The organism is Streptomyces sp. CNQ085 (genome assembly GCF_022614595.1).
GTDB lineage: Bacteria > Actinomycetota > Actinomycetes > Streptomycetales > Streptomycetaceae > Streptomyces.
Map to the genome: position 1 here is coordinate 11,082 of NZ_JAJFAU010000062.1, position 15,562 is coordinate 26,643.

The 15,562-nt window shown below is 72.2% G+C and carries 13 protein-coding genes and 2 pseudogenes; 3 read left to right on the forward strand and 12 right to left on the reverse strand.

From position 1 onward, the window contains the following. Together LJ221_RS12930 and fdxA are read right to left on the reverse strand one after the other, a co-directional pair. Nucleotides 1–342: pseudogene (locus tag LJ221_RS12930) on the reverse strand (succinyldiaminopimelate transaminase); the annotation flags it as partial. Nucleotides 343–429: 87 nt separating this feature from the next. Continuing rightward, nucleotides 430–756 carry a ferredoxin gene (gene fdxA, locus LJ221_RS12935; protein WP_241716502.1) on the reverse strand — a complete coding sequence of 109 codons (327 nt, stop codon included), beginning with the start codon at nucleotides 754–756 and terminating at the stop codon, nucleotides 430–432. 144 nt (nucleotides 757–900) lie between these two features. Here fdxA and LJ221_RS12940 point away from each other — a divergent pair, with 144 nt between their 5' ends. Together LJ221_RS12940 and LJ221_RS12945 are read left to right on the forward strand one after the other, a co-directional pair. Continuing rightward, nucleotides 901–1,908 carry a GNAT family N-acetyltransferase gene (locus LJ221_RS12940; RefSeq protein ID WP_241716529.1) on the forward strand — a complete coding sequence of 336 codons (1,008 nt, stop codon included), beginning with the start codon at nucleotides 901–903 and terminating at the stop codon, nucleotides 1,906–1,908. 19 nt (nucleotides 1,909–1,927) lie between these two features. After that, nucleotides 1,928–2,797 carry a transglutaminase-like domain-containing protein gene (locus LJ221_RS12945; RefSeq protein ID WP_241716504.1) on the forward strand — a complete coding sequence of 290 codons (870 nt, stop codon included), beginning with the start codon at nucleotides 1,928–1,930 and terminating at the stop codon, nucleotides 2,795–2,797. A 74-nt stretch (nucleotides 2,798–2,871) separates the two neighbouring features. Here the strand turns inward: LJ221_RS12945 and LJ221_RS12950 are convergent, their stop codons facing one another. From LJ221_RS12950 to LJ221_RS12965, 4 genes are all read right to left on the reverse strand, one after another. Beyond that, a complete protein-coding gene (locus LJ221_RS12950) occupies nucleotides 2,872–4,845 on the reverse strand; it encodes a peptidoglycan binding domain-containing protein (RefSeq protein WP_241716506.1) in 1,974 nt (657 codons plus the stop codon). A 269-nt stretch (nucleotides 4,846–5,114) separates the two neighbouring features. Continuing rightward, entirely contained in the window at nucleotides 5,115–5,489 is a 375-nt protein-coding gene (locus tag LJ221_RS12955; RefSeq protein ID WP_241716508.1) for a DUF6113 family protein, read from the reverse strand. Continuing rightward, nucleotides 5,486–6,421 (reverse strand): N-acetyl-1-D-myo-inositol-2-amino-2-deoxy-alpha-D-glucopyranoside deacetylase, encoded by a 936-nt coding sequence (mshB, locus tag LJ221_RS12960; RefSeq protein WP_241716510.1) that lies wholly within the window; start codon nucleotides 6,419–6,421, stop codon nucleotides 5,486–5,488. Before mshB ends, LJ221_RS12955 begins: the two co-directional genes overlap by 4 nt. Nucleotides 6,422–6,444: 23 nt before the next feature. Beyond that, nucleotides 6,445–6,639, reverse strand: a complete 195-nt coding sequence (locus LJ221_RS12965; protein ID WP_241716512.1) for a hypothetical protein — start codon at nucleotides 6,637–6,639, stop codon at nucleotides 6,445–6,447. Nucleotides 6,640–6,937: 298 nt separating this feature from the next. On the opposite strand from LJ221_RS12965, the gene LJ221_RS12970 reads away from it, so the two are divergent. Further along, nucleotides 6,938–9,163 (forward strand): prolyl oligopeptidase family serine peptidase, encoded by a 2,226-nt coding sequence (locus LJ221_RS12970; protein ID WP_241716514.1) that lies wholly within the window; start codon nucleotides 6,938–6,940, stop codon nucleotides 9,161–9,163. Here LJ221_RS12970 and LJ221_RS12975 read toward each other — a convergent pair. The 6 genes and pseudogenes from LJ221_RS12975 to LJ221_RS13000 all read right to left on the reverse strand — a co-directional run. Next, nucleotides 9,145–9,339, reverse strand: a pseudogene (locus tag LJ221_RS12975) (ABC transporter permease); the annotation flags it as partial. The gene LJ221_RS12970 and the pseudogene LJ221_RS12975 sit on opposite strands and share 19 nt — an antisense overlap. Nucleotides 9,340–9,576: 237 nt before the next feature. Then, a complete protein-coding gene (locus tag LJ221_RS12980) occupies nucleotides 9,577–10,704 on the reverse strand; it encodes an ABC transporter ATP-binding protein (protein ID WP_241716515.1) in 1,128 nt (375 codons plus the stop codon). After that, the gene (locus LJ221_RS12985) at nucleotides 10,697–11,752 is read right to left on the reverse strand and encodes an ABC transporter ATP-binding protein (protein WP_241716517.1); all 1,056 of its coding nucleotides are present in this window, start codon (nucleotides 11,750–11,752) and stop codon (nucleotides 10,697–10,699) included. Before LJ221_RS12985 ends, LJ221_RS12980 begins: the two co-directional genes overlap by 8 nt. Before the next feature lie 11 nt (nucleotides 11,753–11,763). Then, complete coding sequence (locus LJ221_RS12990) at nucleotides 11,764–12,729, reverse strand: ABC transporter permease (RefSeq protein ID WP_241716519.1); 966 nt, start codon at nucleotides 12,727–12,729, stop codon at nucleotides 11,764–11,766. Continuing rightward, entirely contained in the window at nucleotides 12,722–13,645 is a 924-nt protein-coding gene (locus tag LJ221_RS12995; protein ID WP_241716521.1) for an ABC transporter permease, read from the reverse strand. The genes LJ221_RS12990 and LJ221_RS12995 overlap by 8 nt, the downstream gene beginning before the upstream one ends. Nucleotides 13,646–13,693: 48 nt before the next feature. After that, nucleotides 13,694–15,319, reverse strand: a complete 1,626-nt coding sequence (locus LJ221_RS13000; protein ID WP_241716523.1) for an ABC transporter substrate-binding protein — start codon at nucleotides 15,317–15,319, stop codon at nucleotides 13,694–13,696. Nucleotides 15,320–15,562 lie beyond the last annotated feature (243 nt).

Genomic DNA, 15,562 nt, shown 5'->3' on the forward strand with positions numbered 1-15,562 from the left:
GGCGGGCCCCCCACCGATGCCGAGCTGGATCGGCAGCCAGGCCACCAGTTCCTTGGAGCCGACGACCGGCAGGACGTGGGTGTGCCCCAGACCCCGCGCGCCCAGCCGCCGCTCGCTCCAGCCCACGATCGCGTCCCGCAGCTTGGCCGTGCCCCAGACCGTCGGGTAGCCGGGGCTGTCGGCGGCTCCGGCCAGCGCCCGGCGGACCACCTCGGGCACCGGGTCGACGGGGGTGCCCACGGACAGGTCGACGATGCCGTCGGGGTACTCGGCCGCGGTCTTCTTGTACGGCTCCAGACGGTCCCACGGGAAGACCGGCAGGCGGGAGGACAGGGGTGGCACTTGGCTTCGCTCTCTTTCCTGGAAAAGCCCCGGTCCCGCACGGCGGGGCCGTACGGGACCGGGGTCAGTGCTGCGGGTGGCGCGGGGTCACTCGTCGTGGCTCTGCGGCGGGAGCGCGGCGACGAAGGAGTGGTCGCGCTCGATCAGGCCGAGCTTGCTGGCGCCGCCGGGCGAGCCCAGCTCGTCGAAGAACTCGACGTTGGCCTTGTAGTAGTCCTTCCACTCCTCCGGGACGTCGTCCTCGTAGAAGATCGCCTCGACCGGGCAGACCGGCTCACAGGCCCCGCAGTCGACGCATTCGTCCGGGTGGATGTACAAGGACCGCTGGCCCTCGTAGATGCAGTCGACGGGGCACTCCTCGATGCATGCCTTGTCCTTCAGGTCCACACAAGGCTCCGCGATGACGTAGGTCACGCTGTCGTTCCTCCTCGGTAGGGCGCGGGCAGCCGGTCCGGTTGTGGCTGAGCCGCATGGCGCGCGGGAGCGCGGCGTCGTCGATGCCCGCCCCTAGTATCTCCGTTCCCGGGCATTAGACGAACAGGAGGGGTGGCAACGATCGTGGAGTTCACCATGGGCGGACGACTCGAGCTTCGCATCAGCGCCGACGACGTGGGAAAACGTGTCTCCGTGCGCAGTCTGACCGGATCCGCGCAGAACGGTGCCGCTTTCACCGACACCGTCGGTGTTCTCACATCCTGGAAGGACGGTGTGCTCTCCGTCACACGGCGCGGCGGGCAGAGCGTGGCGATCGAGGAGTCGGCCCTGGTGGCGGGGAAGACCGTGCCCGCCGAACCCGCTCGCCGCCGCGGCCCGGCGGCGGGGGTGCGGGAGCTGGCGGAGGCGGCGGCGCGGGGCTGGCCCGCGGTGGAGACCGCCCGCCTGGGCGGATGGCTGCTGCGCGCCTCCGGCGGCTTCACCGGGCGCGCCAACTCCGTCCTCCCCCTGGGCGACCCCGGCACGGACCTGGACGCCGCCCTGGCCGAGGTCGTGCGCTGGTACGGCGGGCGCGGGCTGCCCGCGCTGGTCCAGATCGCGACGGGCGCGGCCGGGGCCGACGAGCTGCTGGCCGACGGGCTGGAGCGGCGCGGCTGGACGGCCGAGCGGTTCGCGGTCCTCTGCACCGGGGCGCTCGCGCCGCTGGCCGACCGCGAGCCGGACGGCCGGGTGCGGCTGTCGCGGCGGCCGGACGCCGTCTGGCTGTCCGGTTACGGCCGCGGGACCCCGGACACGGCCGACGACGCGCTGAAGGTACTGGCCGGCGGCCCGTCGGTGTGGTTCGCCACCGTGCCGGGCGACGACTCCTCCAGCACCCCGGCGGCCATCGGGCGGTGCGTGGTGGACGGCCGGTGGGCGGGGTTCGCCGCCGTCGAGACCACCCCGGAGCGGCGGCGCGAGGGGCTGGCCACGGCGGTGATGGCCGAGCTGGCCCGCACGGCGCTGGCGGAGGGGGCCTCGGCGGCGTACCTCCAGGTCGAGCCGGACAACACCGCCGCACGGGCGATGTACGCCAGGATGGGTTTCACCGACCACCACTCCTACCACTACCGCCGGGCGCCGCGCGGCTGAGCCGGACAGGGAGGGCCTGATGGACAGTCCGGACATCGAGGGAGCCGGCTCGGTACGGGAGCGCTTCGCGCGGGCGGCGCGGGCCGAGCGGCCCGACCTGGCGCTGCTGTGCCTGCTGGTCGACGCCGAGGCCGACCCGGCCGTACGCGCGGAGGGCGGCGAAGCCGTGGACGGTCTCGTCGACGCCGCCCAGATCGAGCTGGACCGGCTGACGGGTCTGCTGCCGTACGCGCCCTCACGCACCCCCGCGCAGTGGGCGCACGCCCTGGCAGGGCTGCTCGGCGGGCGCCTCGGCTTCCACGGCACGCCCGCCGACTACCGCCGGCTGGAGTCCTCGTTGCTGGGCGAGGTGCTGAGACGGCGGCGCGGGCTGCCGATCCTGCTGTCGGTGGTGTGGATGGAGGTCGCGCGCCGGGCGGGCGCGCCGGTGTACGGCGTCGCCCTCCCCGGGCACTTCGTGGTCGGCTTCGGCGACCCCCGCGGCGAGCACGTCCTCGCCGACCCCTTCGCGGGCGGTCTGCCGCTGACCGGGCAGGACGCCGAGCTGCTGGTGGCGGGCACGACGGGGGCCCCGCTGTCGGAGGCGATGCTCCAGCCGCCCGGTCCCCTGGAGATCGTGCTGCGGGTGCTGAACAACATCCGCGCGTGGGCGGCGGCCCGTCCCGAGCACACCGGTGTCCGGCTGTGGGCGGTGGAGCTGTCCCTGCTGCTGCCGCACCATCCGGCCCGGCTGCGCTACGAGCGGGCGCGGCTGCTGGTGGAGCGGGGCGACTTCACCGGCGGCGCGCGGGAGCTGGAGGAGTACGCCGACATGGTCGCCGCGATGGAGCCCAACGCCGCGGCCATGGTGCGCCAGGAGGCGCGGGCGGCCCGCTCCCGGCTCAACTGACGCCGTGCCGGCCGGGGTTCACCCCGGCCGGCACGGCGTCGCCCGGAGGCCGGGAGCGGGCCCGCCGCCTCCGGCTACCGCGGGTCGAGCTCGATGACACCGATCCGCTTGGCCGGGTCCGTCTGCCGGAGCGCCTCGCGCAGCGCGCCCGCGACATCCTGAGGGGTGACCGGCGTCCTGGTGCCGTTGCCGCGGGCGATCAGGACGCCGTCGAAGGTACTGCCGTACAGCTCCTTGAGCACCTCGAGATCGTAGGTGTCCACGAGCTTGCCGTTCACCGGCTTCATGGAGAGGAACCTCGGCAGCGACCCGGTGGGGCTGAACGGGATCGACCTGTCGCCCGCCCTCACCGTGACCAGTCCGGACATCGCGGGCTCGCCGAACTCCCGGATCGCCCGGTCGATCTCCTCCTGGCCGACCGAGGGCTGCTCGAGGGCGACCGGCAGCTCGACCGCCTCGCTCCGGCCGGTGGCGACCTGCGTCCGGTAGGCCTCCTCCAGCAGGCCGGCGCCCTTGTCGATGTCGACCTGCTCGTACGGTTCGCCGGGGACGCCGACGGCCTTGCCTCCGGTGAACCTCACCATCCCGTCCCGCGGCGCGGCGCCGCCGGACGATTCGGTCAGGTCCTCCAGCGCCGCCGTGAGCTTCTCCTCGTCGACCTTGAAGACCGGCTCGGCCTGCCGGGCGCCGCCGAGGAGCGATCCGATGACGGAGACGGGGTTGTAGTCCCGTCCCGAGGCGCCTCGCACGGTGTCCTCGGTGTCCAGCGACAGGCCCGCGACGCTCGGCTTGAGCGTCTTCTGCTCGCCCTCCACCTCGAGGACCAGCGGTGTGCGGGCCCGCTCGCCGAGGGTGGCGTCGAGCTTGTCCATCGCCTCGTCCTTGCCGGTGCCGCCGATCTCCACGCCGAGCACGGTGGTGCCGTTGGGCACGTCGGCGTGGTCCATCAGCAGACCGGCGCCGTACGCCACGCCCAGCACGCCGAAGGCGGCGACGCCGAGCAGGACCGGCTTGGGGCGGCCCCGCTTGGCGGGGGCCGGCGCGGGTGGCCGGCCGTCGTGCTCCCCGGTCGAGGGCGCGGGCCGACCGTCGTCACCGTCCGCGGGCACCCGCGGGATACCGCTGACCAGGGTGTCGCCGGAGACCCTGCCGCCGGCGGGACCGGGGCCCGGGGCCGCGACGGGGGCTGCCGCCGGATCCGCCGGGAAGCCGGGCTCGTCTGCGGGGCCTCCCAGGTCGAGCGCCGGTCCACCGGTGTGCGGCGGCTTGGGCGCGGTGGCGGGACCGGGGGCCGCGGACACGGTGGGCCGCGGCCCGGTGTCGCCGGGGCCGGGCGGCGGGGTGTCGTCCTGCTGCCGGAATCTTGGGGGCAGCAGCGGCATGTCGCCGGTGGCCGGCCCGGTGGTCGGCCCGCTGGGACCCGCGCCCCGGAACGGCGGCGGAGCGGGGAAGCCGTGCGACGGGGTGTCCTCCGAGCCGTGCGACGGGGCGCCGCCAGGTCGGACGGCGCCGATCTGGCCGGTGACGTCCGCCCGGTCGGCGGGGAAGCCGTGCGGCGGGGTGTCGGTGCGCTGCCGCGGCGGTGCAGGGGGGGATGCGGCCCCCGGGGAGGGCGCGACGCCGTTCGCGCCGCCGGGCGCACCCGGTACGCCGCCGCCGGACGGGGGCTTGCGCGGGGCGAACCACGAACTGGTCTGCTTTCCGCCGCCGTTGGCCGCGGCTCCTCCCGAACCGGGCCCGGCCGGCTCCCCGTTCGGCCCCGGCACGCCCGTCGTGGACGGCACGGCGCCGCCCGGGACGTCCGGCGGACCGCCCGGCCCCGCCACGCTCCCGTCGGCGCCGGGCGTCTCACCGCCGGTCTCGCCACCGGCCTCGCCGACGGGCTTGCGCACGACGACCGGCGGGATGGGGCGGGAACCCGGGATGTTGATCCGGATGCGGGTGGTCAGCGTGGTCTCGGTCTTCGGCTCGCCCGGCTGCGCGGCGGGCTCACCCGCCGGCGCGGCGTACGGGTCGTTCCCCGGCGGACGGGCGGCACCGCCCCTCACCCGGGGCCCGGAGGACGAACTGTCAGTTTCTCGACTCAATGCAGGATCTCCCGGTTGGATTCGCCGCCCGTCATGGTTCCGATCGGCTCGCACGAGCGGCTCGCCGGCGCGCACCACCTTACTGGGGGCCGCCCCCCCGGGTCCCGGGAGTGCCCGATCACCGCCCCCGCGGATCGTGTGCGGATGACGCGCCGGCATGTCGCCGCGCGGATTCCCGGCGGCCCGGGAACCGGTCGCCGACCGGCGAAAACGGCCCGCGACCGGCCGTTTCACCTTCCCTTCACGAGATCCGCGGGCGGGAAGTCCCCGAGAGGCGCGACCGTGGCGCACGCCACAGCGGCGAGCATCCCGCCCAGCAGGAAGAAGTAGGTGCCTCCCCCGGTGCCGAACACGAAGTCGCCCTCGGGACGCGATGTGGTCAGCAGCAGCACCACCAGCGTCCAGCCGCCCGCCGGGGCCGCCGCTCCGATCCTCGTGCCCGTCAGCCGCGCGCCGCCGAGGAACAGCGCCACGGCCCCGCCGAGCGCCAGCAGCACCCCCAACGGGAACCAGCCGGCCTGGACGAGGGTGCCCGCGACGGCCACCACCGCGCCCAGCACGGCCAGTGCCGCGTATACGGCGACCCGCGCCCCACGTGCCCTCACCGCGGCTCCTCCGCCCTTCCGTCCGCCCCCACCAGCCCCTCGAAGAGGTCGCGCAGCGGCTCACCCGGAGTGTCCGCGCCGTCCGCCGACCGGAAGTGCTCGGTGTGCAGCAGGGGCTGGCTGAGCCGGTTGGACAGGGCGAAGGACCCGGGCGGTCCGGACGGGGAGTCGGCCACCACGATCTGGGTGGCGTGGGCGCGCATCGCCGCGGCCTTGGCGGCGGCCTCGGTCTCGCCGCCCTTGATGACGGCGGCCACTTCCGCGTCCTCGACCACGCCGGGGACGTCCCCGGCCGAGGCCGACTCCGGGAAGGGACCGCCGCCGGCGGCGCGCAGCCGGGCGAAGCCCTCCTCGACCGCCGAGCGCGCCGCGCAGTTCCAGTAGACGCGCCCGATCCGGTGGGGCCTTCCGTCCCGCTCCGTGCGGTACGCGGGGTCGGCCGCCAGCTCCACCGCGCGCATGGCGACCCGGTGGGCCTGGATGTGGTCGGGGTGGCCGTATCCGCCGTTCGGGTCATAGGTGACCAGCACCTGGGGGCGCACCTGACGGATCTCCTCGACCAGATGGGAGGCCGCCTCGTCGACGTCCGCCCGCCAGAAGCAGTCGGGGCGCTCATTGGCCGGGGTACCGAACATCCCCGAATCCCGGTAGCGCCCGGGGCCGCCCAGGAAGCGGTGATCGGCCATGCCCAGCTCCCGCATGGCGTGACGCAGTTCACCGATCCGGTGCGGTCCCAGCTCGTCCTCGCGGTCGGCCGCGAGATGCGCCAGGGCGGGCGGGATGATCTCGCCCTCCTCGCCGAGCGTGCAGGTCACCAGGGTGACCAGCGCACCCTCGGCGGCGTATCGGGCCATGGTGACGCCGTTGGTGATCGACTCGTCGTCGGGGTGCGCGTGGACCAGCATCAGGCGACGCAGGGGAAGCTCGGTCATGGGGCGAGACTACGCCGCCGGTGTCAGAACTTGATGCTGCCGATCATGCCCGCGACGTTCGAGGTCAGTTCGCTGATGGTGGGAGCGATCGACGAACTGGCCACGTAGAAACCCAGGAGCATGCAGACCAGTGCGTGTCCGGTCTTCAGCCCTGATTTCTTGATCAGCAGGAAGACGATGATCGCCAGCAGCACCACCGCCGAAATCGAGAGTGCCACGGCGGTTCACCTCCAAGAGCGCGCGGTCGACACGGAATCAGGACGCTTGTATGACAGGGCGGTTCTGAGGTTACATACCCCATCGCGAACCATGCGCAACGGATCATAACTTTCCGTGAGTCGGCATGGATCGGTGCACGGGTGCAGAAGAGGGGCGCACACCTGTGTGACCTTGGGCACATGCCCTTCCCCGGACTGCCCGGAAGGCGTGCGGAAGGCCCCCGGCGGGCGCTCGGGGCCGGCGGCGGACACACTGCCGGGAGGCGGCCCCGCGACGCCGTACGCTCGCCCCATGGTCATGTCGTTTCCACGCCAGTACGCCAGAACGCAGCGCCTCACCCTGGGGGCGCCGCGCGCCTTCACCGTGGCCCCGGACGGCTCCCGGATCGTCTTTCTCCGCTCCCGCGGCGGCACCGACCGGGCGAACCTGCTGTGGGTGCGGGACCTCGGCGGGCCCGGGGACGGGGAGCGGGCGGTGGCCGATCCGGCGCGGCTGCTCGGCGGGGCGGACGAGGAGCTGTCGCCCGAGGAGCGGGCACGGCGCGAGCGGAGCCGCGAGGGGTCGGCCGGGGTGGTCGGCTACGCGACCGACTCCGCGGTGGAGACGGCGGCCTTCGCCCTGTCCGGGCGGCTGTTCACCGCCGACCTGCGCACGGCCGCCGTACGCGAGCTGCCCACCCCCACCCCGGTGGTGGACCCCCGCCCCTCCCCCGACGGCCGGCGCGTCGCCTATGTGGCGGACGGCGTCCTGCGCGTGGTGGACCGCGACGGCGGGAACGACCGGGCGCTGGCCGGGGCCGGGGGGAGCCGTGGCGACGGCCGTACGACCTGGGGGCTGGCGGAGTTCGTCGCGGCCGAGGAGATGGACCGCTCCCGGGGCTTCTGGTGGTCCCCGGACGGCACCCGGATGCTGGCCGCCCGGGTGGACGACTCGCCCGTGCGGCGCTGGTGGATCGCCGACCCGGCCAACCCCGGGAGCGAGCCGTCCGAGGTGGCCTATCCGGCCGCCGGCACGGACAACGCCGAGGTGACGCTCCATCTGCTCGACATCGGGGTCGGGGAAGGGGACGGGGACGGGGAAGGACTCGGCGCGGGAGCCGGGGGGGCGGGCCGCACCGAGGTGGTCTGGGACCGCGTCAGCCACCCCTACCTCGCGCGCGTCCACTGGTCGGCCGCCGGGCCGCCCCTGCTGCTCGTCCAGTCGCGCGACCAGCGCAGCCACCTCTACCTGACCGTCGACACCGCCACCGGCCGCACCGCGCCGCTGCACGCGGACGAGGACCCGGCATGGCTGGAGCTCTTCGCCGGCGTGCCCGCCTGGACGCCCGACGGGCGCCTGGTGCGGATCGCCGACGAGGCCGGGGCCCGCGTTCTGGTGGTCGGGGACCGGCCGCTGACCTCCGCCGTCCTGCACGTACACGCGGTGCTGGACGTCGGCGACGAGGACGTGCTGTTCTCCGCCTCCGCCGGGCCGGACGCGCCGGAGGACTCCCCCGTGGGCGAGATCGCCGTCCACCGCGCCCGGTTCCGCGGCGGCGGCGACCGGGACGGCTGGGAACGGGTCTCACCCGAGGGCGCGGCGCACATCGCCTCCGCCGTCCGCGGCGGGGGCACCGTGGTGCTCTCCACCGCGGCCCTGGACCGTCCCGGCGCCCGTGTCGAGGTACTGCGCCTGCCCGGGACCGGCAGGGGCGCCACGGCCACGCCGGCCGTCATCGCCTCCCATGCCGAGACGCCCGTGCTGACCGCCCGTCCCCGCCTGCTGCGCGCGGGCGCGCGGCGGATTCCGGCCGCGGTGCTGCTGCCGACCGGATACCGCGACGGCGACGGGGTGCTGCCGGTACTGATGGACCCCTACGGCGGCCCGCACGGCCGGCGCGTGGTGGCCGCGCACAACGCGCACCTGACCTCGCAGTGGTTCGCCGACCAGGGGTTCGCCGTGGTGGTCGCGGACGGCCGGGGCACTCCCGGGAACTCCCCCGCCTGGGAGAAGGCGGTCGCGGGCGATCTGGCGGGCACCACCCTGAACGACCAGGTCGAGGCCCTGCACGCCCTGGCCGAAAGTCACCCCCTGGACCTGGACCGGGTCGGCATCCGCGGCTGGTCCTACGGCGGCTACCTGGCCGCGCTGGCCGTACTGCGCCGCCCGGATGTCTTCCACGCGGCGGTGGCCGGCGCGCCCGTCGCCGACTGGCGGCTGTACGACACCCACTACACCGAGCGCTACCTCGGCCTGCCCCGGGAACGGCCGGAGGTGTACACGGCCAACTCCCTGGTCACTGACGAGGGACTGTCTGCGCCGGCCGATCCGCACCGGCCGTTGATGATCGTCCACGGCCTGGCCGACGACAACGTGGTGGCGGCCCACACCCTGCGGCTGTCCTCGGCCCTGCTGGCCGCGGGCCGGGCGCACGAGGTACTGCCACTGTCCGGGGTGACGCACATGACCCCGCAGGAGCAGGTGGCCGAGAACCTGCTGCTGCTCCAGGTGGCCTTCCTCAGGAGATCACTGGGCGTGGCGTAGCGGATGTACGGGTCTTTGCCGTACAGCCGGGAAATAACGGGCGCGAGCAGGCCGACGGCGAAAAGGGGCGCCACCACGCAGACGGCCGCGACACCCGTGCGGTCGCGCTTGAAGCGCCGCCACATCAGATGCCCCGGCGACCGGCCGGTCGGCACGGCGCGCTGCGCACCAGCCATCTCACACTCTCCCCCGAAAGCCCGGAAGCCTTTCCGACTGCCCGGACTTTCGCAATGGAACGAGCCTCTTATCAAGAGGTCAAAATGGCCTGGAGCACTGATTCCCGATATCACCCACAAGGAATCCACAGAAAAAGCCCTGTTGCGCACTAGACAAGGTTCGAAAGGTTCTCGGGGGAGTCCGAAAAAGCACGGAAGGCGATTGCCCGCGCTTCCCGGCGGTGCGGCCACGCGTCCTCAGGTCGGCGCTCCCCCGGCCACCACCCGGACCCTCTCCTCGGCGAAGTGGCAGGCGGAAGGGTGGGCGGCCGGGGAACGGTCCCCGGCGAACCGCTCGGGCACCGCCAGCAACGGCACCTCCTGCGCACACCGCTCCCGCGCCTTCCAGCACCGCGTACGGAACCGGCACCCCGACGGCGGATCCGCCGGCGAGGGCACATCACCACTGAGCAGAATCCGCTCCCGCCGCTCCCGCAACTCCGGATCCGGCTGCGGCACCGCCGACAACAACGCCTGCGTATACGGATGCGTCGGATGATCATAGATCTCCACATCCGACCCCATCTCGGCCATCCTCCCCAGATACATCACCCCCACCCGATCCGAGATGTGCCGCACGATCGACAGATCATGCGCGATGAAGACGTACGACAGATCGAACTCCTCCTGCAACCGCTCCATCAGATTCACCACCTGCGCCTGCACCGACACATCCAGCGCCGACACCGGCTCATCACAGATGATCACCTCAGGATTCAGCGCCAGCCCCCGCGCGATCCCGATCCGCTGCCGCTGACCACCGGAGAACTGATGCGGATACCGGTTGATGTACTCCGGATTCAGCCCCACCACATCCAGCAGCTCCCGCACCCGCCGCCGCCGGTCCCCCTTCGGCGCCACCTCCGGATGAATCTCGAACGGCTCCGCCACGATGTCCCCCACCGTCATCCGCGGATTCAACGAGGTATACGGATCCTGGAACACCATCTGAATGTTCCGCCGCACCGCCTTCAACGCCCGACCCGACAACCGGGAAATGTCCTCCCCCTTGTACAGGATCTCCCCCGAGGTCGGCCGCTCCAGACTCATCAACAGCTTCGCCACCGTCGACTTGCCACACCCCGACTCCCCCACGATCCCCAGCGTCTCCCCCTGCCGCAGCACGAACGACACACCGTCCACCGCCCGCACCGCACCCACCTTCCGCTTGAACACGACCCCCCGCGTCAACGGAAAGTGCTTCACCAGATCCCGCACCTCCAGAATCGGCTCACCACTCCTGGCGGGCCGCTCGGCGGTCGAGACGGCCGGGGCGGAGGAAGCACTGCCCACCACGGTCTCGTCGGTCTTCCTGATCTCAGCCATGGACGGTCTCCTTCCAGAAGTGGCAGGCACTGGCCCGGCCGGTCAGCTCCGTACCGTCCGGCTCGGTGACCCGGTGCAGGGGAGGTGAGTCGGTGCGGCACACCTCCTGGGCCCGCGGGCAGCGCGGATTGAACGCACACCCGGCGGGAATGCTCGTCAGACTCGGCGGCAGCCCCTGAATCGCGTACAACTCCCGCCCCTTGCGGTCCAGCCGCGGAATCGAGTCCAGCAAACCCCGCGTGTACGGATGCGCCGGCCGCCGGTACAACTCACCCACCGGAGCCGTCTCCACGATCCGCCCCGCGTACATCACCGCGATCTTGTCCGCCACATCGGCCACCACCCCCAGATCGTGAGTGATCAGAATCAGACCCATGTGATACTCCCGCTGCAACTCCGCCAGCAGATCCATCACCTGCGCCTGCACCGTCACATCCAGCGCCGTCGTCGGCTCGTCCGCGATGATCAGCTCCGGCTCCAGCGCCAACGCCATCGCGATCATGATCCGCTGCCGCATCCCCCCGGAGAACTGATGCGGATAGTCATTCACCCGCGCCCTCGCCGCCGGAATCTTCACCCGCTCCATCAGCTCCACCGCCCTCGCCTTCGACTCCTTCCGCGAAAGCCCCTGATGGACCCGGAACATCTCCCCCAACTGATAACCGACACTCAGCACAGGATTAAGAGCCGACAACGCGTCCTGGAAGATCATCGCGATACGCCGCCCCCGCAACGCACGCCGCTGATCCTCCGACATCCTCAGCATGTCCTCACCATGGAAGAGAATCTCCCCCCTGGGAATCCGCCCCGGCGGCATGTCCAGAATGCCCATGACCGCCTGCGCGGTCACCGACTTACCCGAACCCGACTCCCCCAGCACCGCCAGCGTCTCACCGGCACGCACGTCATAGCTCACCCCGTTGACGGCCCTGACCACACCGTCCCGCGAAGCGAACTCCACGTGAAGATCACGGACCTCCAGCAGCGGTCCTTCCCTCTCGCCGTCCCGCACCTCGGGACCGTTCGCGGTCTTATCGACAGTAATCACGTACGCCTCCCTCAGCGCAGCTTGGGATCGAGGGCGTCGCGCACCGCGTCGCCGAGCATGATGAACGCCAGCACCGTGACGCTCAGCGCGGCGGCCGGATAGAGCAGGATGTGCGGCGCGTTGCGGAACTGCATCCCGTCGGAGGCCTCGGAGATGGCCACGCCCCAGGAGACCGTCGGCGGCCGGAGCCCGATGCCCAGGAAGGACAGGGTGGCCTCCAGCGCGACATAGGTGCCCAGCGCGATGGTCATCACCACGATCACCGGGGCGACGGCGTTCGGCAGCACATGGCGCGCCAGGATGCGGACGCTGCCGGCGCCCAGCGCCCGGGCGGCCTGCACGAAGTCGTTCTGCCGGACGGTGATCACCGAGCCGCGCGCGATACGGGCCGCCTGGGGCCAGCCCAGCGCGACGATCACCCAGACGACCGGCCAGATGCCCTCGGCCCTGACCATGGCCAGGAAAACCAGGCCGCCCAGCACCATCGGGATCCCGAAGAAGACATCGGTGACGCGGGAGAGCACCCCGTCCGCCCACCCCCCGAAGAAACCAGCGAGCCCGCCGAGCACTCCGCCGACGAGGGCGGTCCCCAGAGTGGCGCACACGGCGACCGCGATGGAGGCGCGGGCTCCGTGGACGGTGCGGGTGTAGACATCGCACCCCTGGGCGTCGAAGCCGAACCAGTGCCCCGGCGCGGGACCGCCCAGCGCCCTGCCCAGGTCACACGAGAGCGGGTCGCGGGTGGCGATCAGTTCGGGCCACACGGCGATGGCCGACAGGAAGAGGATCAGCAGGGCGGAGACGGCGAAGACGAGGTCGCGCCGCAGGTCGTACCAGGCGTCCGCCCACAGGCCTCGCGTCCGCTCCTCCTTCCTGCGGCCGGACCCGTCCGGGGCCGGACCAGTGGGGCCGCCCTCACCGCCGGCGGGGACGGGCGGCGGCTCCTCAGGGTGGCTGCGCACGGACGACTCAGGCATAGCGGATCCTCGGGTCGAGCACGGCGTAGAGGAGGTCGACGAGCAGGTTGGCCGCCAGGAAGACCAGGACGAGGATCGTGACGAAGCCGACCACCGTCGGGGAGTTCTGTCTCAGGACGCCCTGGTAGAGCTGGTACCCGACGCCCTGGATGTTGAAGATCCGCTCGGTGACCAGGGCACCCGCCATCAGGCTGCCGATGTCCGCGCCGAGGAAGGTGACCACGGGGATCAGGGAGTTGCGCAGCAGGTGGTGGGTGACCACCCGGCGCCGCGGCAGCCCCTTGGCCACCGCCGTGCGGACGTGGTCGGCCCGCGTGTTCTCCGCCACCGAGGTGCGGGTGAGCCGGGCGATGTAGGCCAGGGAGACCAGAGCGAGGACGATCCCGGGCAGCAGCAGTTCGCCGAAGGCGGCGTCCGCGCTGACCGCCGGGCTGACCACCGGCCACTTCACGCCGAGCAGGAACTGGAGCGTGGCGCCGGTGACGAACGTGGGCACCGAGATCACCAGCAGGGTCAGCATCAGGACCGAGGTGTCGGCGCTCCGGCCGCGCCGCAGTCCGGCCACCACTCCGAGTACGACGCCGATCACCGTCTCGATGAGGAGCGCGACCAGCATCAGCCGTACGGTGACCGGGAACGCGGTGGCCATCAGTTCGGTGACGGGCCTGCCGTTGAAGGCGGTGCCGAAATCGCCGGTGAAGATCTTTCCCAGGTAGAGCAGGTACTGCTGCCACAGCGGCCTGTCGAGGCCGAACTCCTCGCGCAGCCGGGCGGCGGTGGCCGGGTCGGGCGCCCGGTCGCCGAAGAGGCCTGCGACCGGGTCGCCCAGCGCGTACACCATCACGAAGATCAGGAAGGTCGTCCCGGCGAACACCGGGACCATCTGGAGCAGCCGGCGGATGACGTAGCGCCCCACTGGCGGACCTCCTCGTCGGGCCGGGGTTCGGGCGGCGGACGGCGGGTGTCAGGCGACCTCGATCTCGGTGAATACCGGTACCGAGAAGGGGTTGAGCCTGACGCCCTCGACCCGGTCCGAGTAGCCCGCGGTGCCGTTCTGGTACCACAGCGGGATGGCCGGGAGGTCGTGGAGCACGACCTTCTCCGCCTCCCGGAAGAGCTTCACGGCCTCGGAGCGCTCGGCCGCGTTGGCCCGGTCCATCAGCTCGTCGAACTCCTCGCTGCTGTAGCCGGAGTCGTTGGAGGAGGCGTCCGTGTAGTACAGCGGCTGGAGGAAGTTCTGGATCAGCGGGTAGTCCATCTGCCAGCCGGCCCGGAACATCCCCGTCATCTCGTCGGCGGTGATGTCCTCGCGGTAGTCCGCGAAGGTGCCGACCGGCTTGACCCGGCAGGCGCCGTTGTCGTCCAGCACGTTGTTGACGCTGTTGCAGACGGCCTCCATCCACTGCCGGTGGGAGCCGGTGTCGACGTTGGAGGTGAGGGTGATGCCGCCACCCGGCAGACCGCCGGCCTCCTCGATCAGCTTCCTGGCCTGCTCCGGGTCGTAGTCACACGTCCGTCCGCACAGCCCCTCGCTGTAGCCGCCCCCGTCGCCGAGCACGGGTGAGGTGAGGTCGGTGGCCGGGATGCGGGTGCCGTGGTAGATCCGCTCGGTGATCTGCTTCCGGTCGATCGCCATGGAGATGCCCTGGCGGATCCTGCGTCCGTCCTCGCCCTGCCACTGCTCCCGGTAGAGGGGGAAGGTGAGGGTCTGGATGATGCCCGCGGACTGGTTGACGTAGCGGCCGTCCAGGTCGCGTTCGGCGTTCTTCAGCTGGGAGGCGGGGATGTCGTCGGCGACGTCGAGGTTGCCGGCCTGGAGATCGGTGTAGGCGGTGTTGGTGTCGGTGTAGACCCGCAGTTCGACACCCTCGTTGCGGGCCTTGTCCGTCCCGCTGTAGTTGTCGTTCCTGGAGAGCCTCATGCTCTGGCCCTTGGCGTACGAGTCGATCTTGTACGGGCCGTTGCCCACCGGCTTGGCCAGCCACTCCTCACGGTCGGTGAAGAACGACTCGGGCAGCGGCGCGTAGGCGTTGTATCCGAGGGTCTCCGGCCACTGGGAGAACTTCTGGCTGAGCTCCACCGTGAAGGTGCGCTCGTCCTTCACCGCCAGTCCGGACATGGTCTCGGCCGCGGGCCGGGCGCCCTCCTCGGCGGGATGGACGTCCTCGTACCCCTCGATGTACTGGAAGAAGTACGAGTTGACCTGGTTGTTGGTGACCAGGGCGCCGTAGTTCCAGGCGTCCACGAAGGACTCGGCCGTGACCGGCGTGCCGTCGCTGAACTCCCAGCCCTCCTCCAGCCTGACGGTGAAGTTCCGCTGGTCATCGGTGGTGATCGACTCGGCGACGGCGTTGACCGCGCGGCCGGTCCCGGGGTCGTAGCGTTTGAGGCCCCGGAAGATCATGTCCAGTACCTTGCCGCCCTGGACCTCGTTGGTGTTGGCGGGTTCCAGGGGGTGCTGGGGGTCTCCCCACGAGGCCCGGACCACCGCGGCGTCGTCGCGGCCCGCCGCTCCGACACAGGCCGTGGTGACCGCGGCCAGCGCGGCCATGACCGCGACGGCCCCGGTGAGGCGCGAGGCTGTGCGCATGGGATGCCTCCCTGGATCCTGGTCACTCTTCCGACGAGATCCATATCACCCCATAAGGGGCATTCTCCTGCGATGCCCCGTCGCGCGCCCGGGTCGGGCGCGAGAAACCCCCGGATGCCGGACACGACGGCGCGGGGCGTCCGGACCCCGTCGCCCCGTCCGGGCGGCGGGCGGTGTTCAGCGCGCCAGGCGGGGCGGGGGCTGGCAGCGTGGGCAGAAGTAGCTGGAGCGGTTCGTCCAGGG

Bases quoted from the DNA above. Each gene is read 5' to 3' on its own strand.
- LJ221_RS12945 (WP_241716504.1), top strand. From the start codon at position 1,928: ATGGACAGTCCGGACATCGAGGGAGCCGGCTCGGTACGGGAGCGCTTC.
- mshB (WP_241716510.1), bottom strand. From the start codon at position 6,421: ATGACCGAGCTTCCCCTGCGTCGCCTGATGCTGGTCCACGCGCACCCC.
- LJ221_RS12970 (WP_241716514.1), top strand. From the start codon at position 6,938: ATGTCGTTTCCACGCCAGTACGCCAGAACGCAGCGCCTCACCCTGGGG.
- LJ221_RS12980 (WP_241716515.1), bottom strand. From the start codon at position 10,704: ATGGCTGAGATCAGGAAGACCGACGAGACCGTGGTGGGCAGTGCTTCC.
- LJ221_RS12990 (WP_241716519.1), bottom strand. From the start codon at position 12,729: ATGCCTGAGTCGTCCGTGCGCAGCCACCCTGAGGAGCCGCCGCCCGTC.
- LJ221_RS13000 (WP_241716523.1), bottom strand. From the start codon at position 15,319: ATGCGCACAGCCTCGCGCCTCACCGGGGCCGTCGCGGTCATGGCCGCG.